This window comes from Amycolatopsis sp. NPDC049688, from assembly GCF_040674975.1.
Taxonomy (GTDB): Bacteria; Actinomycetota; Actinomycetes; order Mycobacteriales; family Pseudonocardiaceae; genus Amycolatopsis.
The window spans coordinates 35,635-60,125 of the sequence record NZ_JBFANY010000027.1 but is presented as its reverse complement, the minus strand read 5'-3'; the positions used below and the strand labels follow the sequence as shown (position 1 = coordinate 60,125).

Below are 24,491 nucleotides of genomic sequence, written 5' to 3'. Positions count from 1 at the left end.
GCTGAGGAAGCCGCTGCCCGGGATGGGGGACGCCGCGCAGTGGGTGGCATACCGCGGCAAAGAGCTCGTCGCGTTCGCCGAGGTGTACTTCCTCGACGCCGAAAACGCCGGAATCGGGCTGGTCGACGTCGTCGTGCACCCGGCCGCGCGGCGCTCGGGGATCGGCACCGCGTTGCTGCACGCGGTGCTGCCGGAACTGCGAGCGCGGGACCGCCGGAGCGTCGAAGGCTGGCAGGTCGTCGCGGGTTCTGCCGGGGAGCCGTGGGCCGAGGCGCTCGGCTTCCGGCCGGTGCGGACGATCGTGCGGCAGGCCCTGGTCGTCGCCGAGGCCGACCGGTCGCGCTGGGACTTGACCGTCCCGGTGGGCTACCGGGTGGTGCGGTGGGCGGATGCGGCCCCGGACGCCTTGCTCGATTCCTACGCCGACGCACGGGCGGCGATCCACGACGCTCCGCTCGGGGATTCGGGTTACCAGTGGCCGGCGTGGACGGCGGAACGGGTGCGCGCGGCCGAAGCCGAAGCGCGGTCGCAGGGCCTCGAACAGCGGACCGTCGCCGCGGTTCACGAGGAGACCGGGGACGTCGCCGGGTTCACCGAAGTGTGCGTGCACCCGCGCCGGCCGGACTGGGGCTACCAGCGGGACACCGCGGTGGTCGCCGGGCACCGCGGGCCCGGCCTGGGGCGCTGCGTCAAGGCACACATGATCCGGTGGCTGCTCGCCGAGTGGCCCGGACTGCGGCGGATCAGCACCACCACCGGGGCTGAGAACGCGCACATGATCCGGGTCAACCGCGAACTCGGCTTCAGCTCGCTGCCGGCCATGATCGCCGTTCAGCTGGACCTCGACGCGCTCCTCAGCCGAGGTACGCGTCGAGCGTGACAGCCAGCGCCGCTTCGGGCGATGGCGCGAAGCTCGCTCCGGCCAGGCCGCCCCACAGCCACAGCTGGGCGAGGCCGTGCAGCGCGGCCCACAGCGACGCGGCGACGAGCCGCAGGTCGGCGCCGGATCGGGCGAGCGGCGTCGGGACCGCCGCCACCAGCACGGCGAAGGTGTCGAACACCGCGCTCGCCGCCGCCGAGAGGGCCGGGTCGTCCGCGTCGATCAGGTCGCGGCGGAACATCAGCTCGAACATCGCCGGGTTGGCCAGCGCGAAGTCGAGGTAGCTGTGGCAGGCCGCGGTGAGCCGCTCCCGCGGGGAGGTCTCCGGCAGCGTCTCCCGGCGGGCGAGCAGGGCGGCGTACCCGCGGGTCGCGACGGCGGACAGCAGCTCGGCGCGGCCCGAGAAGTGCCGCAGCGGCGCGCCGTGCGAGACGCCGGCGGCCTTCGCGATCCCGCGCAGCGTCACCGCGTCGACGCCTTCCTCGGCGAGGAGCTCGGACGCGGTGTCGATCAGGCGTTGCCGGGTGCCCATGCCTCGTCCAAGGTCACCGGGAGCAGGTCGGGACGCTTCGGGAGGAAGCCGTCGCCGGGCTGGCGGCCGATCAGCCGGTTGCGCGTGCGCGTCACGGCGACCGGCAGCACCTCCCGCAGCAGCCACTGCAGGTCGGCGCGCCGGCTGCCGGGGGCCGCGGCGCCGGGCAGCGGGGCGAGCCAGGCGGGGTCGTGGCCGAGGCCGAGCCGGGCGAGGACGTACGCGGCGAGCCGGCGGTGGCCGTGCTCGGACAGGTGGAGCCGGTCGGCGCCGAAGTACCGCGAATCGGTGACGGCCGGGTCCGGCCACAGGTCGATGAGCTGGGCCCCGTAGCTGACGGCCGCCTCGCGGATGGCCTCGTTGAGCGCGACGATCCGCGGCCGCATCCGGCTGCCCAGCGGCATCCGGCGGGAGACGTCGCTGAGCGTGAAGGTGACGACGACGGGCGCGATCCCGGTGCAGGCCCGGATGGCGGCGTCGACCCGGCGGGCGACCGTGCGCGCGTCCCAGCCGCGGCTCATGACGTCGTTGCCGCCGCCGAAGAGCGCGACGAGGTCGGGTTCGAGACGGGTGGCCGCCGGGACCTGCTCGGGCACGATCTGGTCGAGCCGCCGTCCGCGGACGGCGAGGTTGGCGTAGCGGAAGCCGGGTTCGTCCTCGGCCAGGCGCGCGGCGACGAAGTCGGCCCACCCGCGGTACTGGTGGCTGCCGGGGTACGGGTCGTCGAGGCCCTCGGCGCAGCTGTCGCCGAGGACGACGAAACGGTGGTAGCTCATTCCGGTCTCCGTAACCCGTGGTTCACCTTGTGGACACTGTCTATCAAACTTCTGTAGACGGTGTCTACTTCGGTCACCTCACACTCCGGCGCCCTGCTTCGTCGTACTCCCGGAAGCAACCGAACAGGGGAGAACGACGATGAAGATCGGAATCGTGCTCGGCAGCACCCGCCCCGGCCGCGTGGGCGACCAGGTGGCCCGCTGGGTCCACGCCCGCGCCGTGGACCGGATGGACGCCGAATTCGCGCTCGTCGACCTGCGGGACCACCCGCTGCCGCACCTCGAGGAGCCGCCGGGCTTCTCCGGGCGGTACCAGGACGAGCGCACCCGGGAGTGGGCCGCCACCGTCGCCGCGTGCGACGGGTTCGTGTTCGTCACGCCCGAGTACAACCACTCCGTGCCCGGGGTGCTGAAGAACGCCATGGACCACGTGCACGTCGAATGGAACACCAAGGCGGCCGGGTTCGTCTCGTACGGCGGTGCCGGCGGGGCCCGGTCGGTCGAACAGCTGCGGCTCGTCTGCGGGGCGCTGCAGCTGGCCGACGTGGCTCCGCAGGTCACGCTGCCGCTGGCGGCCGAATTCGAAAACCGCACCGAGTTCAAGCCGGGTGACCACCAGCTCGCCGCGCTGGACCTGGTGCTCGACCACGTCGTCGCCTGGAGCGCCGCCCTGGCGACCTTGCGGCGCGGGGACGCCGATACCGCGATCCGCCGGCGGCTCGACGCGATCGTCGGCGGGCTGCGGAACAAGGATCTCGAAGCGCTGCGCCGCTGCTACGCCCCGGGCGTCGTGTCCTTCGACGTCGAACCGCCGCTGCAGCACGTCGGCGTCGACGCGAAGCTGGAAAACTGGGCGAAGGTGTTCACGATCTTCGAGAAGGTCGACTACGAACTGCGCGACCTGACCATCGCCGTGAGCGGGGACCTCGCCGTCGGGCACGGCTTCGGGCGGGTCAGCGGCACCCTGAAGAACGGCGTCGTGAGCGACGGCATGTGGGTGCGGGCCACCTTCGTCTTCCGGCACACCGGTGACGACTGGGTGATCGTCCACGACCAGGCTTCCGTGCCGCTCGACTTCGCGACCGGCCGGGGGATGACCGAGCTGGCGCCCTGACGGCTCAGCCGAGCCGCGCGCGGTGGGCTGTCACGGCGGCCCGCCGCGGGTCGGCCGGTGAAAGCGTCCGCAGCAGGGCGTCGAGCACCGCGAAGTCGTCGGCACCGCAGGCCGTCTCCCAGAACGACCACAGGACCGCCGGGTCGCGGCTGTTCAACGCCACCTGACGCACCTGCGCGGTCAGCGTCTCCCGCTCCTCGCGGATCGCCGGCGCCTCGGACTCCGGCAGCAGCGGCCCGCGGAAGTCGCGCAGGACGCCGGCCGGCGTGCCGGACCGCAACGCCGTGCGGGCCCGGAGGAAGTCGGCGTCGACGTCGGCCGCCAGGCGGTACGGGCGCGTCTGCACCACCGACGCGCCCAGCTGCGAACGCAGCCGGTGGATCTCCGCGCGGACCGTCACCGGGTTGCCGGTCTCGCCGTAGAGCTGCAGCGCCAGGCGTTCCGCCGAAAGGCCGTTCGGGTGCAGGGTCAGCAGGGTCAGGATCTCCGCGTGCCGCAACGTCAACGGGACTTCGCGACCGTCCACAGTGGTCGTTTGGGTGCCGTCGGCCAGGTACTCCAGATGTAGCCGGGACCGGTGAGCTCCCGGTGTCCCCGACAGCCGCAGCAGGTAGCCCTCGGGCAGCGGCTCGACCGTGGCGAGGCGGCCGTCGGGCAGGGCGACCGTCCCGCCGCCGCGCCGGACGTCCACTGTGGACGGCAGGGTGCACGCCTGGGCGGCGAGCACCCGGCCGGCCGCCGAAAGCAGCGCGCCCGGGCGGCCGCGCAGGGCCTCCAGGTGCGGCATGTTGACCCGCCGCAGGCGTTCGTCACGGACCGCCAGCTGGGCGCGCAGCTGCCCTTCCGCGAGCTGCGCCGTCGCGCTGACCAGTGAAATCATCGCCGGGTGGACCGTGCGCAGCGGGCCGCTGACGTCGATCGACCCCAGCAGCGCGCCGGTCTCGGGGTCGCGCACCGGCGCCGCCGCGCACGTCCACGTGTGGTAGCGCCGGACCAGGTGCTCGGCCGAGTGGATCTGCACCGGCTCCCCGGTGGCCAGTGCCGTGCCCATGGCGTTCGTGCCGATCGCCGCCTCGCTCCACCGCGTGCCTTCGGTGAGGCCGACGCGGTCGCCGCGCAGCAGCTGGCCCGCCGCGCCCTCGCGCCAGAGGATCAGGCCGTCGGCGTCGGTCACGATCATCAGGTGCTCGGCGTCGTCGGCGATGCTCACCAGCATCTGCCGCAGCACCGGCAGCACCGGCGCCAGCGGGTGGGCCTCGCGCAGGGCGGCCAGCGCGCCGGCGTCGTACACGAACGGCGCCTCGCCCGCCTCCGGGTCGATCTGCGCGGCGAGCGAACGGTCCCAGGACGCGGAGACCACGGAGCGTGGCGAACGCGGGCCGGGCACGCCGGCCAGCACCGCTTCACGGACGTGCTCCAGCAGCCGCGCGTACGACTCGGGGTCGCGCAGCAGCTCCGGTTCGGGCGCCTCTGCCACGTTCACCAGCGTAGAGAGCCAGCTCACCGCGGTGCAACGCGCGTGCAACGTTGCCGCACCTACCGTCGGCGGCCACCAGCTCATCCGTCACTCCGAGCAACGAGGCAGGCAGCGATGGTCCAGTACGCCGCACCGAACACCGAAGGCAGCGTCGTCAGCTTCGAACCGCGTTACGACCACTACATCGGCGGCGAGTACGTCCCGCCCGCGAGCGGCCAGTACTTCGAGAACCCGACCCCCGTCACCGGGAAGGTGTTCTGCGAGATCGCGCGGGGCAACGCCGACGACGTCGAGAAGGCGCTCGACGCGGCCCACGGCGCCGCGCCGGCGTGGGGCCGGACCTCGATCGAGGAGCGCGCGAACGTCCTGCTCAAGATCGCCGACCGGATGGAGCGCAACCTCGAGGCGATCGCGGTCGCCGAGTCGTGGGAGAACGGCAAGCCGGTCCGCGAAACCCTCGCCGCCGACATCCCCCTCGCGATCGACCACTTCCGCTACTTCGCCGGTGCTCTGCGCGCCCAGGAGGGCGGCATCTCGCAGATCGACGAGCACACCGTCGCCTACCACTTCCACGAGCCGCTCGGCGTGGTCGGCCAGATCATCCCGTGGAACTTCCCGATCCTGATGGCGGTCTGGAAGCTCGCCCCGGCGCTGGCCGCGGGCAACGCCGTGGTGCTCAAGCCGGCCGAGCAGACGCCGGCGTCGATCCACGTGCTGATGTCGGTCATCGGCGACCTGCTCCCGCCGGGCGTGGTCAACATCGTCAACGGCTTCGGTATCGAGGCCGGCAAGCCGCTGGCCTCGAGCAGCCGCGTCCGCAAGATCGCGTTCACCGGCGAGACCACCACCGGACGGCTGATCCTGCAGTACGCCAGCGAAAACATCATCCCGGTCACCGTCGAGCTCGGCGGCAAGAGCCCGAACATCTTCTTCGACGACGTCGCCGCGCAGAACGACGCCTTCTACGACAAGGCGCTGGAGGGCTTCGCGCTCTTCGCGCTGAACCAGGGCGAGGTCTGCACCTGCCCGTCCCGGGCCTTGATCCAGTCCGGCATCCACGACCGCTTCCTCGGCGACGCCGTTTCCCGGGTGCGCAAGATCAAGCAGGGCCACCCGCTGGACACCGAGACGATGATCGGCGCGCAGGCGTCCGGCGACCAGCTCGAGAAGATCCTGTCCTACATCGACATCGGCAAGCAGGAGGGCGCGGAGATCCTCACCGGCGGCGCCCGCAGCGACCTCGGCGGCGAGCTGTCCGGCGGCTACTACGTCGAGCCGACGGTGTTCGCGGGCGACAACAAGATGCGGATCTTCCAGGAGGAGATCTTCGGCCCGGTCGTGTCGGTGACGAAGTTCGACGACTACGCCGACGCGCTCAAGATCGCCAACGACACGCTGTACGGCCTCGGTGCGGGTGTCTGGTCGCGGGACGGCAACGTCGCCTACCGCGCCGGCCGCGACATCCAGGCGGGCCGCGTCTGGGTGAACAACTACCACGCCTACCCTGCGCACGCGGCCTTCGGCGGCTACAAGGCGTCCGGCATCGGCCGCGAGACGCACAAGATGATGCTGGACCACTACCAGCAGACGAAGAACCTGCTGGTCTCCTACTCCGACCAGGCCCTCGGGTTCTTCTGATGCCGCGGCGGCGCTGAGCCGAAGGCGTCGAACAGCGCCGTGGCGAGTTCCAGGCCTTCCCGGGCGACCGGGGCGAGCAGGTGCTCGTCCGGCGCGTGCTGCCGGCATCCCGGGTAGGAGTGCGGCAGCCACAGCGTCGCCAGCCCGAGGACGTCGGTGAACACGTGGTTGGGCAGGCCGCCGCCGAAGCTGGGCAGCAGGGCCACCGGCCGGTCGGCGACACTGTCCAAAGTGGACTTCGCCCAGGCCGCCCACGGGTCGTCGACCGGGGTCCGGCTCGCGCGGAAGCTGGTTTCGGTGCGCACCGAAACCATCGGAAACCCCTGCTCCGCAAGGTGCTTGCGGATCGCCGGGGCGATCCCGCCGACGTCGGTCCCGGCGACGTACCGCAGCTGCAGGACCGCTCGTGCCCGGCCGGGGATCGCGTTGACCGGGCGGTCGACGTCCGCCGCGCCGAGCGAAAGCACCTCCAGGGTGTTCCAGCCGTAGAGCCGTTCGGCGGGCGTCAGCCGAGGGGCGCCCCAGGTGGGGTCCGGGGCCTCGACCACGACGTCCGCCAGTGCCTCGCGCACCGATCCCGGCAGCTCCGGCGGCAGCAGTTCCGGCACCTGGATGCGGCCGTGGCCGTCGACCAGGCTCGCGATCGCGCCGGCCAGCGTGGTGGCCGGGTTGCGGAGGATGCCGCCCCAGTTGCCGGAGTGCCGGCCGCCCGGGAAGAGGTCGACGTCCAGGTCGATCCGGACGCCGCCGCGGGCGCCGAGGAACAGCGTCGGTGTCGCCGCGTCGAGGCGGGGGCCGTCCGAGGCGATCAGGACGTCCGCCGCCAGCAGCGCCTTCTCCTGCGCGGCGAACTCCGTGAGCCCCGGCGACCCGATCTCCTCACCCGTCTCGAACAGGAACTTGAGGTTGAAACCCAGTCGCCCGCGCTCGGCCAGCACCAGCCGCAGGGCGGTGAGGTTGATCAGGTGCTGGCCCTTGTTGTCCGCCGTGCCGCGGCCGTACCAGCGGTCGCCTTCGGCGGTGAGCGTCCACGGGCTGCGGCCGGCACCCCATTCGCCGGCCTCCCCGACGACGTCGGCGTGGCCGTAGCAGAGCAACGTCGGCAGGTCCGGTCCCTCGGTGCGGACGCCGACGAGGAAGGGGCCGCCCGCCGGGTCGGGATTGGCGTGCTGCGTGACGTCGCAGCCCAGGCCGTTCAGCGCCGGCGTGAGCACCTCGTCGAGGTACGCCTGGATGGCGGCGCGGCCCTCCGGGACGTCGCTGACCGTGGGGTACGCGACCAGCTTGGCCAGGTCGGTGAAGAGGGTGCCGGAATCGGCGTGGGCGCGGGCCTTGCCGAGCAGATCCATGACCGCCACCTTAAAGCGGGTAAACTTTACGAACGGTCGTGCTACCTTCGGGGTATGCACGTCGACAGCGTTTACGTGGGGGAACCGAGCGTCCTGGGCCACCGGCGGGACCAGCCGGTGCTCAGCGCGATCACGAAGGCCCGGGTCAGCGCGCCGGAGCTGAAGCTGACGGAACTGAACCTCGACGGCGACCGGCAGGCCGACCTGACCGTGCACGGCGGGGTCGACAAGGCGGTCTACGTCTACCCGGCCGAGCACTACCCGGCTTGGCGCGAGGACGGCCTCACCGCGGAGCCGGGGGGCTTCGGCGAGAACGTCTCGCTGAGCGGGGTCACCGAGGACGACGTCCGGATCGGGGACGTCTGGGCCTGGGGGGACGCGCTCGTGCAGGTCTCGCAGCCGCGGTCGCCGTGCTTCAAGCTGGCCATGAAGACCGGCCGCAAGGACGTCACCCCGTTGATGATCGGTTCCGGCCGCAGCGGCTGGTACCTGCGCGTGCTGCGGCCGGGCACGGTCCCGACGTCGGGGGCGGTCGAACTGGTCGAGCGGGCGGACGGGCCGACGATCGCCGAGGTGTACGTCGTGTCCTTCGCGAACTACGGGCAGCTGCCGGAGGAGAAGGTCGAAGCGGCGCTCGACTTCGCCGACCGCGTCCTCTCGGCCCCGGCGCTCTCGGCGTCGTGGGGCGCGGGGGTCAGGTCCACTGTGGACCGCTGGCGGGCGCGGCGTGCCGGGTGACGGCCGGCTCGCCCGCGGTGACGCGACCCGCCGCCTGGTGCTGCGCCGGGCGGTGGACGTCGCGTCGGTCGACGGCCTGGACGGGCTGTCCCTCGGCCGGCTGGCCACCGAACTGGAGCTGAGCAAGAGCGGCGTGTTCGCGTTGTTCGGGTCGAAGGAGGAGCTGCAGCTCGCGACGATCGAGGCGGCGTGGGAGATCTTCCGCTCGCACGTCGTGACGCCGGCTCGCGAGGTCGCACCGGGGTTGCCGCGGCTGCGGGCGATCTGCGAGAGCTGGCTGGAGTACTCGGAGCGCCGGATCTTCCCGGGCGGCTGCTTCTTCTTCAACGTCGGCGCGGAGTTCGACGCGCGCCCGGGCCGCGTGCACGACGCCGTGGCGGCGGCGAGCGGCTCGTTCGCCGCTTTCATCCGGGAAACCTGCCTGGACGCCGTCTCCCTCGGCCACCTCGACGCGGACCCGGAGCTGCTGGCGTTCGAGCTGCACGCCCTCGGCCGCGCAGCCAACGCCGACGCGGTCCTGAACGGCGGAACCCAGGCATACGCCCTGGCCAGACGAGCCATCGGCGCAAGACTGTCGTGAGTGAGAAACAGTGTTCTAACACTGTTTCCCACTCACGACGTGCTTACTTCCAGTCGACCTGCGGGGAGCGGTAGAAGTCGATGCCCTGCAGCACCCAGCGCGGCGCCTGCTTCGCCAGCCTCGCCCGGTAGGCGTCCCAGTCGTGCGTCGACCTGGGGCTCCAGCCGATCTCCGCGATGCCCGGCAGCCGCGGGAACGCCATGTACTCGATGTCGTTGCTGGTCCGGATCGTCTCCGTCCACAGCGGCGCTTCGACCCCGGCGACCTGGCTCTCGCCGACGCCGGTCACCAGGGACGCGGGATCCCAGTTGTAGCCGTCGCGGACCTCCACCAGTGCCGCCCAGTCCTGGCCGAGCGGTGTCGACTCGGTGTACTTCATGTCCAGGTACGCGTAGTTCGCCGGCGACATCAGGATCTTGCTGCCCCGTGCGGCCGCGGCCGCGACCGAGGCGTTGTCGCCGCCGAAGTCCCAGTACTGCGGAACGGCCGAGGCGGGCGGGTCAGACTTCGCGATCTCGTGCCAGCCGGTGACCTTCTTGCCGTACTTGGCCACGATCGGCTGGACCTTCTTCTCGAACGCGAGGTAGTCCGCGGGCGGCGTGGAGTGCGCCTCGTCGCCGCCGATGTGCAGGTACGGGCCGGGGGTGATGGCCGCCAGCTCGCGCACGACGTCCTCGACGAACTTGTACGTGACCGGCGAGGAGATGCACAGCGAGCTGTAGCCGACCTCGGTGTCCGTGCGCACCGGGACCGCCTTGCCGTCGCAGTTCAGCTCCGCGTACGTCGACTGGGCCGCGTTCGTGTGGCCCGGCATGTCGATCTCCGGGATCACGGTGATGTGCCGCGAAGCCGCGTACGCGACGATGTCCTGGTACTGCGCCTGTGTGTAGTAGCCGCCCGGGTCGCCGTCGACGGCGGTCCTGCCGCCGACCGTCGCCAGTTTCGGCCAGCTCTTGATCTCGATCCGCCAGCCCTGGTCGTCGGCCAGGTGCAGGTGCAGCGTGTTGACCTTGTACTGGGCGATCTGGTCGACATACAGCTTCACCTGGTCCGGCCGGAAGAAGTGCCGGGCGACGTCGAGCATCGCGCCGCGCTCGGCGAAGCGCGGGTAGTCGAGGATCGTGCCGCCGGCGACGGTCCACGTCCGGTGCTGCACCCGCTTCGCCTCGATCGCCGACGGCAGCAGCTGCCGCAGCGACTGCACGCCTTCGAACAGCCCGTCGGCGGTGTTGGCCTTCAGGGTGACGCCGGTGCGCGCGACCGTCAGCCGGTAACCCTCGGTGCCGATCCGCGCGTCGTGGCCCAGCTGCAGCGCGATCGCGGGCAGGCCCGCGGCGTGCGGCACCACCGGCAGCGGGTAGCCGGTGGCCGGGCGGAGCAGGCCGCGCAGGTAGTCCGCGACCTGGCCGGCGCCGCGGTCGGCGGTGATCACGGTCGACGGCGACAGCCGGAAATCGCCGCGCGGGTCGGCCTTCGCCGAGACGGGCACCGGGACGACGTCGGTCACGCTGCGTTCGGGAGCGGCCGGCGCCGCCACCGCCGAGGCGGGTACGGCGACCGCAGCGAGACTCACGACAGCCGCGGTCAGGACGGCTCGGGACAAGTGCATCGGGGCACCTCCGGTCGGGGACTCCCTCCAAAGGTACAGACCAGCCGGGGCATTTGGAACAGTCCTTAACGAAGGGCCTGCCGGATGGCGTCCAGCACGCCCGGGTCCTCGATCGTGGACGGCACGGCCTCGTCGCGGCCGTCGGCGATCGCGCGCATGGTCTTGCGGAGGATCTTGCCCGACCGCGTCTTCGGCAATGCGTCCACAATGGACACATCACGGAACGCGGCGACCGGGCCGATGTCCCGCCGGACCATTGCCACGAGCTCCTCGCGCAGCTGCTCCGGCGGGATGTCCGCGCCCGCCTTCAGGACGACGAACCCGCGCGGCAGCTGACCTTTCAGCTGGTCGGCCACGCCGATGACGGCGCACTCGGCGACCGCCGGGTGCGAGGCCAGCACCGCCTCCATCGACCCGGTGGACAGCCGGTGCCCGGCGACGTTGATGACGTCGTCGGTCCGGCCCATGACGAACAGGTAGCCGTCCTCGTCGAAGTACCCGGAGTCGCCGGTGAGGTAGAAGCCGTCGTAGCGCGAGAGGTAGGCCTCGCGGTACGGCTCGTCGGCGCCCCAGAGCGTCGGCAGCGAGCCCGGCGGCAGCGGCAGTTTCACGGTGATGGCGCCTTCGCGCCCGGCCGGCAGCTCCTCGCCCGCCTGGTCGAGGATGCGGACGTCCCAGCCCGGGACCGGCTTGGTCGCGGACCCGGCCTTCACGTCCATCGGCTCCAGGCCGCGCGGGTTCGCCGCGATCGGCCAGCCGGTCTCGGTCTGCCACCAGTGGTCGACCACCGGGACGCCGAGCTTCTCGTGGGCCCAGTGGTAGGTCTCCGGGTCGAGCCGCTCGCCCGCCATGAACAGCGTCCGGAACTGCTTCAGGTCGTACTTCCCGAGTTCACGGGCGTCCGGGTCGACCTTCTTGACGGCCCGCAGCGCGGTCGGCGCGGTGAACAACGCCTGGACGCCGTGCTCGGCGATGACCCGCCAGAACGCGCCCGCGTCGGGCGTCCCGACGGGCTTGCCCTCGTACATCACCGTCGTGGCGCCGACCAGCAGCGGCGCGTACACGATGTAGGAATGCCCGACGACCCAGCCGACGTCGGACGCCGTCCACCAGACGTCGCCGGCGTGGACGTCGTAGACCGCGTCCATCGAGTAGGCGAGGGCGACGGCGTGGCCGCCGGTGTCGCGGACGACGCCCTTCGGCTTCCCGGTCGTCCCGGACGTGTAGAGGATGTACAGCGGATCGGTGGCCGCGACCGGCACCGGGTCGGCCGGATCGGCGCCCGCGGCCAGCTCCCGCCAGTCCAGGTCGTGCTTGGCAAGTTCCGCCGGCGCCTGCTCGCGCTGCAGCACGACGACGTGGTCGGGCTGGTGCTCGGTCATTCCGAGTGCGGCGTCGATGATCGGCTTGTACTCGACGACCCGCGTCGGCTCGATGCCGCAGGACGCCGCCAGGATGACCTTGGGCTTCGCGTCTTCGATCCGGGCGGCCAGCTCCTTCGGCGCGAACCCGCCGAAGACGACCGAGTGCACCGCGCCGATCCGCGCGCAGGCCAGCATCGCGATCGCCGCTTCGGGGACCATCGGCAGGTAGACGATCACCCGGTCACCCTTCGTGACCCCGAGCGAGCTGAGAGCACCGGCGAAGCGCGCGACGGTGTCCCGCAGCTCTTCGTAGGTATAAGTGCGTTGCCGTCCGGTCACGGGAGAGTCCCAGATCAGCGCGGCCTGGCCGCCCCGGCCGGCTTCGACGTGCCGGTCGAGGGCGTTGTACGAGGTGTTCAGCTCGGCGTCCGGGAACCACCGGTAGAACGGCGGGTTCGCGTCGTCCAGCGCCCGTTCCGGCGCCTTCGTCCAGCTGATCGACTCGGCCGCGGCCAGCCAGAACGCGTCCGGCTCGGCCAGGCTGCGCCGGTAGGCTTCCGAGTACGCGCCCATTCCCGCTCCTTCGCGTCGGACCTTCCACCGCTGCCCATCATGGCGCGGGCGCGGCGGCCGCGCCGGATTCCCCGGGAGGAAAGACCCGGCAACCTCAAGGAGCCCGGGAGCGTCCTAAGCTGGACCGCGGGAATTCACCGCGTGACGGTGCGAAGTGAACACGGACAGTGAGGGGAGCCCGGCGGTGAACGGACTCGCGAGCGCGTTGCTCTCGCTAGCCCATTCCTTGTTCGGCCCGGGTTTCTGCCCCGGCGACTGGGTCTGGGCCACGAGTGCGGCCGGCGCGCTCGTCGCGCTGCTCCCGCCGGCCGGCGCGCTGGCGGTGTCGATCATCCGGAAGGGCACCGGCAACCGGTACGACGCCACGACGCTGTCGGTGTTCGGTGCGATCGGCCTGTTCACCACGCTGGTCATGCCGTGGCTGCTGTCCATCGGCGTGTCGGGCGTCTTCCGCGCGGAGTGGGCCGGCGAGAAGTCGGGCCTGCCGCGTGGCGCCGCGTCCACGCTGACCAGCGGTTCCTGCTGGGTCACCACCCAGAAGGAGTACCTGGGCGGCGGCCAGACCGTCTACGACGTGCTGGTGTCGCAGAGCGGCAAGGACATGCCGTTCTTCGTCTACCTGCTGGCCTTCATCGTCCTGCCGGCCGGCTCGCTGCTGTTCGTCATGCTGCAGGGCCGCACCGCCTTCCGCCGCGGCCCGAAGTGGCCGTCGCGGTTCTTCTGGGTCCCGTTCGCGGCGATGATCGTGTTCAGCGTCGGCATGGAAGCGAACACCGCGCTGCACTTCTGGCTCGGGTTCCTGCCGTTCAGCGTGCTGGGCCTGATCCCGGTCGCGATGATCGGCCCGCCGCCGTGGTCGGTGATCAACCGGCCGGACGCGCCGCCGCGCCGCGAACCCGAGCCGCACCGCCCGCCGCCGTCGCAGGTCCAGCCGCGGCCGACGCCGCCGCCCCCGCCGCCCCCGCCGGTCAACAAGCCGTACCCGAAGACGGCGCTGGCCTCGGCGCCCGAGCCGCCGTCCCCGCCGATGGGCGGGGCGCTGGCCGCGGCACCGGGCCCGATCCCGCCGCCGCCCGGCTCCCGCAACGCCGGCGGCAGCCGCTACCGGCGGGTCAAGCAGCTCGGCGCGGGCGGGTTCGGCACGGTCTGGCAGGCCGTCGACACCCAGCTGAATCGCACGGTCGCGCTGAAGATCGCGCACGCGCCGGACCGCGACACCGCCGAGCGCATGCAGCGCGAGGCCCGCGCGCTGGCCGTGGTCAGCCACCCGAACTGCGTCAAGGTGTACGACCTGGCCGAGGAGCCGGACGGCCTCGCGCTGGTGATGGAGTACCTGGAAGGCCGTCCGCTGGCCGAGCTGGTCGACGGCCAGGGCCCGCTCGACGACGTCGCCGCGGGCCGTCTGTGGGCGACGATGGCGGGCGCGCTCGCCGCGGCGCACGAGAAGGGCGTCCTGCACCGCGACATCAAGCCGTCGAACATCGTCCTCGACCCGAGCGGCCTGGCCCACCTGATCGACTTCGGCATCGCCCGCAGCCAGGGCGATTCCAAGATGACGGCCACCGGGATGATGATCGGCACGCCCGACTTCGTCGCCCCGGAGCAGGCGATGGGCTCGGCGGCCTCCCCGGCGTCCGACGCGTGGCAGCTGGCCGCGACGATCAGCTACGCGCTGTCGGGCCAGCCGCCCCGCGGCACCCGCGAGACGCCGATGGCGGCGTTGATGGCGGCGGCCCGGGCCGAGCCGGTGTCCCGGCTGCCGCAGCGCAGCGCCCACGCGCGGCTGCTGGCGGCGTCCCTGGACCCGGAGCCGCGCCGCCGCCCGACGCTGAACGCCGTGCGGCGTGAGGTCGAGGGCTGGCTGTCGCGGGCGGGCAAGTCCCCGGACGGCCCGGTGACCCGGGTGGTGCCCCGCCAGCCGGGGAGCCAGCTGCCCCGGCGCTAACCGGGCTTCACCGCCGAGAAGGTCACCAGCTCCTTCGGCCGGACCTCGACGTCGACCTGCTCGAAGCCCGCCTTCTCCAGCCGCGCCGGCAGGGTGGCCGCGTCGAGGACGTTCATCGTGTCGCCGATGTGCTTGAGGCGGAAGCGGAAGTTGAGCTGGGCGTCGAAGCCGCAGTAGGTGCCGCCCGGGCGCAGGACGCGGGCGGCCTCGGCGAAGATCGCGTCCTGCAGCTGTGCCGTCGGGACGTGGTGCAGCATCGTGAAGCAGGTGACAGCGGAAAACCGGCCGTCCTCGAACGGCATCTCCGCGCCGCTGCCCTCGACGACCTCGGCACGGTCGCCGAACTTCGCCCGCAGCAGCTCGGTCGACGCGGGGTCGATCTCCAGGACTGTCAGCTTCGGCACGACGTCGAGCAGCACCTTCGTGGTGGCACCGAACCCGGGGCCGATCTCGAGCACGTCGTCACCCAGGCCGAACCGGGCCAGCCAGGGGGTCAGCCGTTCTTCGATCTTGTGCGCCCACTTCGCTGAGCTGCAGATCCTGCGGTGGATGAGGTTCATCGGCATGACGTCGACGTTAGGGAGCCGACGTGGTGACCGGTAGCCGATATGCTGCCAACCGATGTCGCAGAACAGCCAATCCGGCGCCATGCTGCTCGGGGCGTTCGACGTGCCCGCCGGCACCTGGTTCCCGTGGCACGAGCACCCCGCCCACCAGCTGGTCTGGTCGGCGCGCGGGGTCGTCGCGGTCAAGGCCGGGGACGCGGGCTGGGTGCTGCCGCCGACGCGCGCGCTCTGGATGCCGGCCGGCGTCCGCCACCGCACCGGCGCGCTCGGGCGGGCGCAGCTGCGCGGCATCTACGCCGATCCGGCGCAGTCCCCGGTGGCGTGGCCGGAGCCGCGGGTGGTCGTCGTCCGGCCACTGCTGCGGGAGCTCCTGGAGTACCTGACCGGCGAGGGCGTCTCGCCGCCGGCGCGGCGGCGGGCCGAGGCGGTGGCCTTCGACCTGCTCGAACCCCTGGACGTGGTGCCGATCGTGGTGCCGTCGCCGTCGGACCCGCGCGCCCTCGACGTGGCGACGGCCGTCCTCGCGAACCCGGCGGACCCGCGGACCCTCGCCGAGTTCGGCCGCGCCGTCGGCGCCGCGGAACGGACGCTGGCGCGGATCTTCGTCCGCGAGTGCCGGATGCCCTTCGGGACCTGGCGCACCCAGGTGCGGCTGCGGGCGGCACTGCCGCTGCTGGCCGAGGCGACGCCGCTGGAGACGGTGGCCTACCGCATCGGGTACAGCTCGGCGAGCGCGTTCGTCGCCGCCTTCCGGCGGGCCGTCGGCGTCACGCCGGGGGCGTACTTCGCGGGCTGACTGTGCCGATGGTTACCAGTCCGGCCACCGCCACGGCCGAATGACTTCGCAGCAACGGTTACGTGCCGCGTGGGGTCGGCCTGCTTTTGGCCGAACTGGTAACTAGCGCCAGGACGGCAGCCAGCGCTCGGCCTCCCACTGGCCGTTCGTGATCGCGATGCCGTTCAGGATCGGCCAGAGCCAGGCGAAGTTCGCCACCACCAGCCCGACGTACAACGACACGACGAGCAGGCCGGTGCCGCGTCTTTCGAAGCCGCGCCGGGCGCCGCCGAGGATCTGGCCCAGGCACAGCGTCAGCCCGAGCACCAGGAACGCGGCCAGCGGGGTCGCGTAGAAGAAGTACATCTGGCGGTCGATGTTGGTGAACCAGAAGACATACCCGCCGAGGTAGCCGACCAGCACCGCCGCGTAACGCCAGTCCGCGCGGAAGATCGAACGCCACACCGCCCAGCCGAGCATCGGGATCGCCAGCCACCACATCGCCGGGGTGCCGATCAGCATCGTCGCGCTGATGCACCGGGCCTCGCCGCAGCCGGTGACGTCGCCGTTGTAGCTGTACAGCATCGGGCGCAGCCCCATCGGCCACGTCCACGGCTTCGACTCCCACGGGTGCGGGTTGTCCTTGGGCGTGACCAGCGTTTCGTGGAAGTGCAGGACGTTGCCCGTGTAGTCGCCGAGCGAGCGCAGCGCCGGCGGCACCCACGACCAGAAGCCCGGCGCGATGTCCTTGATCTCGGTGTAGTGCCGGTCGGTGGCGGTTTCGCTGGCGAACCAGGCCCAGTACGCGGCGAAGTACATCAGGAACGGGATGAGCAGGATCGCCCACAGGGCGGGCAGCACGTCCCGGCGGATCGTGCCCAGCCACGGCCGTTCGACACCGGCCGCGCGCCGCGCCGCGACGTCGAAACCGACGCAGAGCAGCCCGAACGCGACGATGTAGTACAGCGCCGACCACTTGACGCCGAAGGTGAGCCCGATCATCAGGCCGGTCGCGAACCGCCACCAGCGGAAGCCGAGCTTGGGGCCCCAGACGGACTCGTTGACCCAGCCCTCGCGGACCGCCGTGGCGAGCCGTTCGCGCACCTGGTCGCGGTCGACGAGCAGGCAGGCGAACGCGGCGAGCACGAACAGCGCGATGAAGATGTCGAGCATGCCCATCCGCGACTGCAGGTGCAGCACGCCGTCGCTGATCACGAGGATGCCGGCGATGGCGCCGAGCAGCGTCGAGCGCGTGAGCCGGCGGGCGATCCGGACGACCAGCAGCACCATCAGCGTGCCGGCCAGCGCGGGCATGATCCGCCAGCCCCAGCCGTTGTAGCCGAACAGCCATTCGCCGACCGCGATCAGCTGCTTCGCCAGCGGCGGGTGGACGACCAGCTCGTAGCCGTAATTGTCCTCGTAACCGCCGTTGCGCAGCACCTGCCAGGCCTGCGGCACGTAGTGCTTCTCGTCGAAGACCGGGCTGCCCTTGTCGGTCGGGACGCCGAGGTTCTGCAGCCGGACGATGCCGCCGATCACGGTCAGCACGAGGGTGACGACCCAGCCGCGGAGGCGGTCCGTCGGCATGCCTCGGCCGAGCAGGGTCAGTTCGCGGTCGGTGGGCGGCCGGAGCGCCTCGACCGGGTCCGGCCGGACGCTTTCGTCGTCGGGACGGGTCAGCACGGCGGTCACGGGGCGATCCTACGGGCGGGACAGGGCGTCCGTCGTCCGGATCCGCTGATCAGCCTAGGCTGGCGGGGTGACTTCGGGCCGCTTGATCCTCGCCGCCACCCCGCTCGGCGACGTCCGCGACGCTTCCCCGCGCCTGGCCACGGCCCTGGCGGAAGCCGACGTGATCGCGGCCGAGGACACCCGGCGGCTGCGGTCGCTGGCGTCGGCGCTGGAAGTTACGCCGCGCGGGCGGGTGGTGAGCTTCTACGAGGACGTCGAGTCGGCGCGCCTGCCGAAGCTGCTGGAGGCGTTGCACGCGGGCGAGTCGGTGGTCCTGGTGACGGACGCCGGGATGCCGAGCGTGTCCGACCCGGGCTTCCGCCTGGTGGCGGCGTGCGTGGCCGAGGCACTGCCGGTGACCTGCCTGCCGGGCCCGTCGGCGGTGACGACGGCGCTGGCTTTGTCCGGGTTGCCGTGTGACCGGTTCTGTTTCGAGGGGTTCGCGCCGCGCAAGCCGGGCGAGCGGACCCGCTGGCTGACGGCGTTGCGCGACGAGCCCCGGACGGCGGTGTTCTTCGAGTCCCCGCACCGGCTGGGGTCACTGCTGGCGGACGCGGTTTCCGTTTTGGGCGGTTCGCGGTCGGCCGCGGTGTGCCGGGAGCTGACGAAGACGTACGAAGAGGTGAAGCGGGGGACGCTCGAAGAGCTGGCCGAGTGGGCCGCGGAGGGGGTGCGCGGCGAGATCACGGTGGTGCTGGCGGGGGCGGCGCCGCGGGCGGTTTCGGTGGCGGACCTGGTGGACGAGGTGTCGGCGCGGGTGGCGTCGGGGGAGCGCCTGAAGTCGGCGGCGGCCGAGGTCGCCGAGGCGGCCGGGGTGTCCAAGAAGGAGCTTTACGACGCCGTGCTGGCGGCGCGGGTCAGGTGAGCAGCGCCGTGACTGCGGCATGCGCTTTCGCCGCGTCCGGGGCGTCTCCGGTGATCACGTCCGTGTACACGAACGACTCGCCGATCCGCACCAGCAGGTAGGCCAGGTCCGGCACCGGCAGCGGCGGCACCAGCCGCCCGGCCGCCACCTCCCCCTCCAGCAGCGTGACCAGCTTCTCCGTCGTCCGCCGCTGGCAAACGCTTGCGCGGGTCGTCAGCAGCCGCAACGCCCGCTCCGGCTCGCGGCGGAGGAAGTCGCGGAACGGCGGTGAGTCGTTCGCCAAGCGGACGTATCCGCTCACGAAGTCCGCGATCCCGGCGGCCCCACGGCCGACGCATGCCGGCCACAGGCGGGTGATCGAGGCCGACGACAACGACCACAGGATCTCGCCCAGCAGGCGGTCGCGGCTGCCGATGCGGCGGTGCAGCGTCGCCCGGCTGATCGACAGCTCCTGGGCCAGCTCGCCCATGTCCAGCCGCCGGCCGGACAGGAACCACTCACGGGCCACCTCGAACTCCTGAGACATATGCCAGAATGTCTCACAACAACGACGGAGAGGGAACGCGACATGCGCGCAGTGCAGGTGACCGAGTTCGGCGGGCCCGAGGTGCTCACCCCCGTCGAGCTGCCCGATCCGGTGGCCGGGCCCGGCGAGGTCCTCATCGACGTCGACTGCATCGGCGTCAACTACGCCGACACCCACCAGGCCGAAAACAGCTACCTCGCGCCGTCGCAGCTGCCGCTCGTCCCCGGCGGCGAGGTCGTCGGCACCCACGACGGCAAGCGCGTCGTCGCCCTGCTCAACGGCGGGGGCGGGTACGCCGAGAAGGCCGTCGCCCCGGCCGCCACCACCTTCCCGTTGCCCGACGGCATCGACGACCTGACCGCGCTGTCCATGCTGGTCCAGGGCACGACCGCGTGGGTGCTGCTCCGGAAGAACGCCCACCTGGCCGAAGGCGAGTCGGTCGTCGTGCACGCCGCCGCCGGTGGGGTGGGGACCGTCGCCGTGCAGCTGGCCAAGGCGTGGGGCGCCGGCCGCGTCATCGCCACCGCGAGCAGCGAGGAGAAGCGCGCGCTCGCCCTCGAACTCGGCGCCGACGTCGCGATCGACTCGCGCGCGGAGGACATGACGGCGGCCCTGCTCGAAGCGAACGACGGCCGCCGGGTCGACGTCGTCCTCGACATGGTCGGCGGGACGACGACCGACCAGAGCATCGCCGCGCTCGCGCCGTTCGGCCGCCTGGCGTTCTACGGCATGGCGGGCCGCGAGAACCCGAAGCCGGTGGAGCTGCGCAACATCCTCGGCCACAGCACGACGATCAGCGGCATGTGGCTGCCGCACGTGTTCCGCCTGCCGGGCAACGTCTTCGGCACGGCGCTCACCGAGCTGTTCGACCTCGTGCGGGACGGCAAGCTGAAGGCGATCGCGGGCGGCGAGTACGCCCTGTCGGACGCCCGGGGCGCGCACGAGGCCCTGCGTTCCCGCAAGACCGTCGGCAAACTCCTGCTGGACCCCGCCAAGTAGCCCTCGTGAGTGAGTAACAGGGTTAGAACACTGTTACTCACTCACGAGCCGGCCAGGAGGTGTTCCAGGGGGGCTGCCTTGTGGAGGCACTCCTGCCACTCCGCCTCCGGATCCGAATCGGCCGTGATCCCGCCGCCGACGCCGAGCGCGATCGTCCCGCCGGCGATCTCGAACGTCCGGATCGCGACGTTCAGCTCCAGGCCCGCCACCGGGGACACCAGCCCCATCGCGCCCGTGTACACCCCGCGGCCGCACGGCTCCAGAGCAGCGATCAGGTCCAGCGCGCGGATCTTCGGTGCGCCTGTCACCGACCCCGGCGGGAACGTCGCCGCCAGCAGCGAGGCGTCCGAAACCGAAGGGCGCAGCACGCCGGTCACCGTCGAGTCCAGGTGCCACACCCCCGGCGCCGGACGCACCTGCAGCAGGGACGGCACCGTCACCGAGCCCACTTCGCAGACCCGGCCGAGGTCGTTGCGCACCAGGTCGGTGATCATCACGTTCTCCGCGACGTCCTTTGTGGACCGGCGCAGCAACGCGGCGTTCCCGTCGTCGGCGGGGCCGCGGCGGGGCAGCGTCCCCTTGATCGGCGTCGACCGCACCACGCGCCCGTGCCGCGCCAGGAACAGCTCCGGCGAAAACGACACCACCGAACCCCACACGCCCGCCAAGAAGGCCGCCCGGCGGGGCGCCAGCGACGACACCCCGGCCGAGAACAGCGCGGCCGGGGAGCCGGAGAACGAACCGGTGAACCGCGAGCAGATGTTGGCCTGGAACAGCTCCCCGGCCTCAATGGCGTGCACGCACGCCTTCACGGCGTCCCGGTGCTCCGAGGGCAGCGGCCGCCGCAGCGGGCCCGCCGTCCACGAAAGCGCGGGCGCGGGCGAAGCCAGCAAGGATTCCATTGTGGACACCGAAGGGCCGCCGCCGTCCAGGGACTCCAGGTAACAGGTGCCCGACGCCGACCAGCGCAGCACGTGGTCCGCCCAGCCCCACGCGGACGCGGGCAGCGCGCCGGTCCGGCCCGACGGGTCCGCCGAGTCGTAGGACAGGTAGCCGAACCAGCCGCCGCCGATCACCTCGGACGCGGTGCCGGAGGCCGGGAAGGCGGGCAGCGCCGAAGGGGACACGTCAAGCGATGGCGCGATCACCGCCCGCGCGGAAAACCAGTCACCGGACAGCATGGCGGGCGGCGGCAGGCCGCGGGCCGCGTTGTGGTGGGCCAGCACCGAAAAGGCGTGCGACGGCGTCACGTCCAGCCGGAGTGGCCTGCTCGTCACGCGCATGGCGACATACCACCACACTCAGAGCAGCAGGTCACCCAATGTGAACGGGTACACGACGGCGTTCCGCTCCACCGGCCCGGCGATGCCGGGGACGTCCGGGGCGTACGAGTGCTGGTGCACGCCGAGCCGGGAGTGGAACCAGCCCGGCCGCCCGGGGATGCCGTTGTGCCGGACCAGCCACAGCACGACCTCGCTGTCGGCCCAGCGGTCCGGGTGCAGCCGGTGCGCCCAGCAGTCGTGGTCGGCGTAGACCAGCACCCGCTCGATGCGCGCCGCGTGCCGCACGTGCTTGATCCACGCCTTGACGAACCGGTCGTCGACGCTCGGCGCCGCCACCTCCAGCGCCGGGGCGAGGGACCCGGGGGCGAACGCGCCGAGCCTGCTGGCCGTCCGCACGAAGAAGTCCGCCTGGTCGTGCACCGCGCCGGGCCGCGCGTAGTGCCGTCCGCCGGTGTGCAGCCCGGCCTCCTGCGCGCCGGTCAGGTTGCGCTCCGCCGCGGAGTTGCTCCAGTTGACGTTCTCGCTGATCGTCACCGACACGAACCGGGTCTGCGCGGCGCGCACGGCCTGCCAGTCGGCCACGCGTTCGCGGTGCGACAGCGAGATGCCGAGTTCGCTCTCCGGCTCTGTCACTGTCCGCCCCCGGCCCGTCGGTGGAGAGCACACCATACGTCGCCGGAGGCGGACCCGCAGTGACACGCCCCGGGTTGATCAGGCGTTTTCCTTCTGGAAGGTCCGTGTTCCCCACCACACCGACACCACGGCCATCACCAGCACCACGACACTGCCGGTGAACAGGGCGTCCATCGTGAAGTCGCCGCGGAAGGTGTTCCGCTCGACGTCGACGACGTGCCGGAACGGGTTGATCTGCGAGATCGTGTACAGCCACGCCGGGGCGGCCCCGGACGTGATCGGCAGCAGGATCCCGGAGAGCAGCAGCAGCGGGATGAGCACCGCGTTGAGCAGGGCGGGGAACGTCTCCTCGCTCTTCAGCGTGAGCGCCAGCGCGTACGAGCACGACGCCAGCGACACCGACAGCAGGAACACGATGACCAGGCTCAGCAGGACGCCGCCGACCGGTGCGTCCAGGTCGAACGCCAGGTACGCCAGCGCGATGATCAGCAGGGCCTGGACCACCGCCTGCAGCGCGCTGGCCAGCACCTTGCCCAGCAGCAGCGCGACCCGGCTGACCGGCGTCACCCGGAACCGCTCGACGACGCCGGACCGGTACTCGGCCAGCAGCCCGAAGCCGACGAACGAGCTGCCGAACAGCGCCAGCTGGGCGATCAGGGCCGGGGTCAGCAGCATCCAGCCGTCCACTTCGGACAGGCCCTGGGCCTGCACGGCCCGGACCATCAGCGGCCCGAACAGGAACAGGTACAGCAGCGGCTGCATGATCCCGATCAGCACCCACGTCGGGTTGCGCAGCGCCGCGGTCATTTCGCGGCGGAAGATCAGCCAGGTGTCACGCAGCACGGCCGGCCTCCTCCGCTTCCCGCAGCGACCGTCCGGTCAAGGTCAGGAAAACGTCGTCGAGCGTGGGCCGGTGCACCTGGACCGACAGCATCGGGATGCTCTTCGCGTCCAGCGCGCGCAGCAGTTCCGGCAGCGCGACGTCGCCGCGCGGCACCCGGAACCGGACCTCCCCGCCCTCGGCGGACAGCTCCTGGGCGCCCGCGAGCCGCCCGGCGATTTCGGCGGCGTCCGCGCCCTGCTCCGGGGCGACGCCCACCTCGACGCGGTCGCCGTTGACCCGGGCCTTCAGCGCGTCCGGCGTCCCTTCGGCGACGATCCGGCCGTCGTCGATGACGATCAGCCGGTCCGACAGCGCGTCGGCCTCGTCGAGGTAGTGGGTCGTGAGGAAGACGGTGACGCCCTGCTCGGCCCGCAGCCGGCGGATGTGGTCCCACAGGTTGGCGCGGCTCTGCGGGTCGAGGCCGGTCGAGGGCTCGTCGAGGAACACCAGGCCGGGCGAGTGGATCAGCCCGAGCGCGATGTCGAGCCGCCGCCGCTGGCCGCCCGAGAGCGTCTTGGTCAGCCGCTGGTCCAGCCCGGTCAGGTCGAGCTGCTCGGCGAGCTCAGCGCCGCGCGCGATCGCGTCGGCCTTGCTCATCCGGTAGAGCCGGCCCTGCAGCTCCAGCTCGTCGGCGACCTTGCTCTCGGGCGCGGTGCCGCCGCCCTGGGCGACGTACCCGATCCGCTCCCGGACGCCCAGCGGGTCGGTCAGCAGGTCGCGGCCGCCGACGGTCGCGGTGCCCGCGGTCGGTTTCAGCAGCGTGGTCAGCATGCGCAGCGTGGTCGTCTTCCCGGCGCCGTTGGGCCCGAGGAAGCCGACCAGCTCGCCCGCTTCGACGTCGAGGTCGACGCCCTTCACCGCGTGGACTTCGCCCCCAGTGCGGCCCTTGCGGCGGAACCGCCGCTCGAGACCGCGTGCCGTGATCATGGGATCCCCTCTCGAAAAATAGTCAAACTTGACTAGCTGAGGCGCACAGCGTGCCCGAGAAGGATGCTCTAGTCAAACTTGATTACTCGGGAGGTGGTGCGCCGAAGGCGTCCCCGGACTCGCCGGCCATCACGTACTCGCCCGCTTCGAGCCGCTCGATCAGGCGCTCCAGCCAGGCATGGCTCGCGTCGGTGATCCCGCCCCACAGCCGGTACAGCTCGCCGACGTGCTCCGGCGTGCCGAGCCCCATGTTGACCTTGAGCTCTTCGAGCATCAGCTTCGCCTGCCGCTGCTCGGCCTCCAGGTGCACCAGCCGGTGCCGGAGGAGGTTGATCACCCGCGCCCGGGGCAGTGTGGTCATCAGCGAGATCGCGGCCGACAGGTCGGGGTGGTTGAGCTGCGGGTCGGACAGCGCCTTCGACAGCAGAACCTGGTACTCCTGCTCGCCCTCGCCGGTGAGCCGGTACGCGGTGCGGTCCGGGCCGCCCTCGCCCGGCTCGACGTCGACCTGCTCCAGCAGGTCCTCGGCGGTCATCTTCTTCAGCGCGTGGTAGATCGACCCGGGCTGGACGTTGGCCCACTTGTCCGCCGACCAGGTCAGCAGCTCGCGCCGCACCTGGTAGCCGTGCGCGCGGCCGTACATGCGCACCACCCCGAGCACGAGCAACCGTGTCGCCGACAACCGGGCCTCCCTCTCGACAAAGCGCGTGACGCCCTCCGTAGGCTAA

Annotated in this window: 23 protein-coding genes; 9 read left to right on the top strand and 14 right to left on the bottom strand. The window is 71.9% G+C overall.

Annotation, left to right across the window (positions count from 1 at the left end):
• Positions 1-22 precede the first annotated feature (22 nt).
• Complete coding sequence (locus AB0J55_RS44270) at positions 23-880, top strand: GNAT family N-acetyltransferase (protein WP_364263701.1); 858 nt, start codon at positions 23-25, stop codon at positions 878-880.
• Here the strand turns inward: AB0J55_RS44270 and AB0J55_RS44265 are convergent.
• Both AB0J55_RS44265 and AB0J55_RS44260 read right to left on the bottom strand, forming a co-directional pair.
• The gene (locus tag AB0J55_RS44265) at positions 855-1,412 is read right to left on the bottom strand and encodes a TetR/AcrR family transcriptional regulator (RefSeq protein WP_364263698.1); all 558 of its coding nucleotides are present in this window, start codon (positions 1,410-1,412) and stop codon (positions 855-857) included. The genes AB0J55_RS44270 and AB0J55_RS44265 overlap by 26 nt on opposite strands.
• Positions 1,391-2,188: an SGNH/GDSL hydrolase family protein gene (locus AB0J55_RS44260; protein WP_364263695.1), complete on the bottom strand. Its 798-nt coding sequence runs from the start codon at positions 2,186-2,188 to the stop codon at positions 1,391-1,393. Before AB0J55_RS44260 ends, AB0J55_RS44265 begins: the two co-directional genes overlap by 22 nt.
• 139 nt (positions 2,189-2,327) lie before the next feature.
• Between AB0J55_RS44260 and AB0J55_RS44255 the strand changes: the two genes are divergently transcribed.
• A complete protein-coding gene (locus tag AB0J55_RS44255; protein ID WP_364263692.1) occupies positions 2,328-3,302 on the top strand; it encodes an NAD(P)H-dependent oxidoreductase in 975 nt (324 codons plus the stop codon).
• Between the two features lie 4 nt (positions 3,303-3,306).
• Here AB0J55_RS44255 and AB0J55_RS44250 read toward each other — a convergent pair whose 3' ends face one another.
• Positions 3,307-4,785: a GAF domain-containing protein gene (locus tag AB0J55_RS44250; RefSeq protein ID WP_364263689.1), complete on the bottom strand. Its 1,479-nt coding sequence runs from the start codon at positions 4,783-4,785 to the stop codon at positions 3,307-3,309.
• Positions 4,786-4,893: 108 nt separating this feature from the next.
• Here AB0J55_RS44250 and adh point away from each other — a divergent pair, with 108 nt between their 5' ends.
• Positions 4,894-6,417, top strand: a complete 1,524-nt coding sequence (gene adh, locus AB0J55_RS44245; RefSeq protein ID WP_364263686.1) for an aldehyde dehydrogenase — start codon at positions 4,894-4,896, stop codon at positions 6,415-6,417.
• Here adh and AB0J55_RS44240 read toward each other — a convergent pair.
• Positions 6,387-7,766: a M20 family metallopeptidase gene (locus AB0J55_RS44240; RefSeq protein ID WP_364263683.1), complete on the bottom strand. Its 1,380-nt coding sequence runs from the start codon at positions 7,764-7,766 to the stop codon at positions 6,387-6,389. The two genes, adh and AB0J55_RS44240, sit on opposite strands and share 31 nt — an antisense overlap.
• Before the next feature lie 54 nt (positions 7,767-7,820).
• Here AB0J55_RS44240 and AB0J55_RS44235 point away from each other — a divergent pair, with 54 nt between their 5' ends.
• Positions 7,821-8,504, top strand: a complete 684-nt coding sequence (locus AB0J55_RS44235) for an MOSC domain-containing protein (protein ID WP_364263680.1) — start codon at positions 7,821-7,823, stop codon at positions 8,502-8,504.
• Positions 8,494-9,084 carry a TetR/AcrR family transcriptional regulator gene (locus AB0J55_RS44230; RefSeq protein WP_364263677.1) on the top strand — a complete coding sequence of 197 codons (591 nt, stop codon included), beginning with the start codon at positions 8,494-8,496 and terminating at the stop codon, positions 9,082-9,084. Before AB0J55_RS44235 ends, AB0J55_RS44230 begins: the two co-directional genes overlap by 11 nt.
• Positions 9,085-9,127: 43 nt before the next feature.
• Here AB0J55_RS44230 and AB0J55_RS44225 read toward each other — a convergent pair whose 3' ends face one another.
• Together AB0J55_RS44225 and AB0J55_RS44220 are read right to left on the bottom strand one after the other, a co-directional pair.
• Positions 9,128-10,693, bottom strand: a complete 1,566-nt coding sequence (locus AB0J55_RS44225; RefSeq protein ID WP_364263674.1) for a beta-N-acetylhexosaminidase — start codon at positions 10,691-10,693, stop codon at positions 9,128-9,130.
• Between the two features lie 65 nt (positions 10,694-10,758).
• Complete coding sequence (locus tag AB0J55_RS44220; protein WP_364263671.1) at positions 10,759-12,630, bottom strand: propionyl-CoA synthetase; 1,872 nt, start codon at positions 12,628-12,630, stop codon at positions 10,759-10,761.
• A 184-nt stretch (positions 12,631-12,814) separates the two neighbouring features.
• Between AB0J55_RS44220 and AB0J55_RS44215 the strand changes: the two genes are divergently transcribed.
• Entirely contained in the window at positions 12,815-14,575 is a 1,761-nt protein-coding gene (locus AB0J55_RS44215) for a serine/threonine-protein kinase (RefSeq protein ID WP_364263668.1), read from the top strand.
• Here AB0J55_RS44215 and AB0J55_RS44210 read toward each other — a convergent pair.
• Complete coding sequence (locus AB0J55_RS44210) at positions 14,572-15,141, bottom strand: methyltransferase domain-containing protein (protein ID WP_364263665.1); 570 nt, start codon at positions 15,139-15,141, stop codon at positions 14,572-14,574. The genes AB0J55_RS44215 and AB0J55_RS44210 overlap by 4 nt on opposite strands.
• 82 nt (positions 15,142-15,223) lie before the next feature.
• Here AB0J55_RS44210 and AB0J55_RS44205 point away from each other — a divergent pair, with 82 nt between their 5' ends.
• Positions 15,224-15,937, top strand: coding sequence for a helix-turn-helix transcriptional regulator (locus AB0J55_RS44205; protein ID WP_364263757.1), 714 nt, complete (start codon positions 15,224-15,226; stop codon positions 15,935-15,937).
• A 102-nt stretch (positions 15,938-16,039) separates the two neighbouring features.
• On the opposite strand, the gene AB0J55_RS44200 is transcribed toward AB0J55_RS44205, so the two are convergent.
• On the bottom strand, positions 16,040-17,608 hold the full coding sequence (locus AB0J55_RS44200) for a phospholipid carrier-dependent glycosyltransferase (protein WP_364263662.1): 1,569 nt from the start codon (positions 17,606-17,608) through the stop codon (positions 16,040-16,042).
• A 67-nt stretch (positions 17,609-17,675) separates the two neighbouring features.
• On the opposite strand from AB0J55_RS44200, the gene rsmI reads away from it, so the two are divergent.
• Positions 17,676-18,512 (top strand): 16S rRNA (cytidine(1402)-2'-O)-methyltransferase, encoded by an 837-nt coding sequence (gene rsmI, locus AB0J55_RS44195; protein WP_364263659.1) that lies wholly within the window; start codon positions 17,676-17,678, stop codon positions 18,510-18,512.
• Here the strand turns inward: rsmI and AB0J55_RS44190 are convergent.
• Positions 18,505-19,038, bottom strand: coding sequence for a QsdR family transcriptional regulator (locus tag AB0J55_RS44190; RefSeq protein ID WP_364263656.1), 534 nt, complete (start codon positions 19,036-19,038; stop codon positions 18,505-18,507). The genes rsmI and AB0J55_RS44190 overlap by 8 nt on opposite strands.
• Before the next feature lie 42 nt (positions 19,039-19,080).
• Here AB0J55_RS44190 and AB0J55_RS44185 point away from each other — a divergent pair, with 42 nt between their 5' ends.
• Positions 19,081-20,037: a zinc-binding dehydrogenase gene (locus AB0J55_RS44185; RefSeq protein WP_364263653.1), complete on the top strand. Its 957-nt coding sequence runs from the start codon at positions 19,081-19,083 to the stop codon at positions 20,035-20,037.
• 41 nt (positions 20,038-20,078) lie between these two features.
• Here AB0J55_RS44185 and AB0J55_RS44180 read toward each other — a convergent pair whose 3' ends face one another.
• From AB0J55_RS44180 to AB0J55_RS44160, 5 genes are all read right to left on the bottom strand, one after another.
• Positions 20,079-21,320, bottom strand: a complete 1,242-nt coding sequence (locus tag AB0J55_RS44180) for an aminodeoxychorismate synthase component I (RefSeq protein ID WP_364263650.1) — start codon at positions 21,318-21,320, stop codon at positions 20,079-20,081.
• Positions 21,321-21,338: 18 nt separating this feature from the next.
• A complete protein-coding gene (locus tag AB0J55_RS44175; protein ID WP_364263647.1) occupies positions 21,339-21,953 on the bottom strand; it encodes a GH25 family lysozyme in 615 nt (204 codons plus the stop codon).
• Between the two features lie 78 nt (positions 21,954-22,031).
• Positions 22,032-22,796: an ABC transporter permease gene (locus tag AB0J55_RS44170; RefSeq protein ID WP_364263644.1), complete on the bottom strand. Its 765-nt coding sequence runs from the start codon at positions 22,794-22,796 to the stop codon at positions 22,032-22,034.
• Complete coding sequence (locus AB0J55_RS44165; protein WP_364263641.1) at positions 22,786-23,763, bottom strand: ATP-binding cassette domain-containing protein; 978 nt, start codon at positions 23,761-23,763, stop codon at positions 22,786-22,788. The genes AB0J55_RS44170 and AB0J55_RS44165 overlap by 11 nt, the downstream gene beginning before the upstream one ends.
• Positions 23,764-23,845: 82 nt before the next feature.
• Positions 23,846-24,445, bottom strand: a complete 600-nt coding sequence (locus tag AB0J55_RS44160; RefSeq protein WP_364263638.1) for a PadR family transcriptional regulator — start codon at positions 24,443-24,445, stop codon at positions 23,846-23,848.
• Positions 24,446-24,491: the final 46 nt, after the last annotated feature.

Excerpts from the sequence above, each read along its gene's own strand:
- AB0J55_RS44270 (WP_364263701.1), top strand. The coding sequence starts at position 23 with ATGGGGGACGCCGCGCAGTGGGTGGCATACCGCGGCAAAGAGCTCGTC.
- AB0J55_RS44265 (WP_364263698.1), bottom strand. The coding sequence starts at position 1,412 with ATGGGCACCCGGCAACGCCTGATCGACACCGCGTCCGAGCTCCTCGCC.
- AB0J55_RS44260 (WP_364263695.1), bottom strand. The coding sequence starts at position 2,188 with ATGAGCTACCACCGTTTCGTCGTCCTCGGCGACAGCTGCGCCGAGGGC.
- AB0J55_RS44255 (WP_364263692.1), top strand. The coding sequence starts at position 2,328 with ATGAAGATCGGAATCGTGCTCGGCAGCACCCGCCCCGGCCGCGTGGGC.
- adh (WP_364263686.1), top strand. The coding sequence starts at position 4,894 with ATGGTCCAGTACGCCGCACCGAACACCGAAGGCAGCGTCGTCAGCTTC.
- AB0J55_RS44240 (WP_364263683.1), bottom strand. The coding sequence starts at position 7,766 with ATGGATCTGCTCGGCAAGGCCCGCGCCCACGCCGATTCCGGCACCCTC.
- AB0J55_RS44235 (WP_364263680.1), top strand. The coding sequence starts at position 7,821 with ATGCACGTCGACAGCGTTTACGTGGGGGAACCGAGCGTCCTGGGCCAC.
- AB0J55_RS44225 (WP_364263674.1), bottom strand. The coding sequence starts at position 10,693 with ATGCACTTGTCCCGAGCCGTCCTGACCGCGGCTGTCGTGAGTCTCGCT.
- AB0J55_RS44220 (WP_364263671.1), bottom strand. The coding sequence starts at position 12,630 with ATGGGCGCGTACTCGGAAGCCTACCGGCGCAGCCTGGCCGAGCCGGAC.
- AB0J55_RS44210 (WP_364263665.1), bottom strand. The coding sequence starts at position 15,141 with ATGCCGATGAACCTCATCCACCGCAGGATCTGCAGCTCAGCGAAGTGG.
- AB0J55_RS44205 (WP_364263757.1), top strand. The coding sequence starts at position 15,224 with ATGCTGCTCGGGGCGTTCGACGTGCCCGCCGGCACCTGGTTCCCGTGG.
- AB0J55_RS44190 (WP_364263656.1), bottom strand. The coding sequence starts at position 19,038 with ATGTCTCAGGAGTTCGAGGTGGCCCGTGAGTGGTTCCTGTCCGGCCGG.
- AB0J55_RS44185 (WP_364263653.1), top strand. The coding sequence starts at position 19,081 with ATGCGCGCAGTGCAGGTGACCGAGTTCGGCGGGCCCGAGGTGCTCACC.
- AB0J55_RS44180 (WP_364263650.1), bottom strand. The coding sequence starts at position 21,320 with ATGCGCGTGACGAGCAGGCCACTCCGGCTGGACGTGACGCCGTCGCAC.
- AB0J55_RS44165 (WP_364263641.1), bottom strand. The coding sequence starts at position 23,763 with ATGATCACGGCACGCGGTCTCGAGCGGCGGTTCCGCCGCAAGGGCCGC.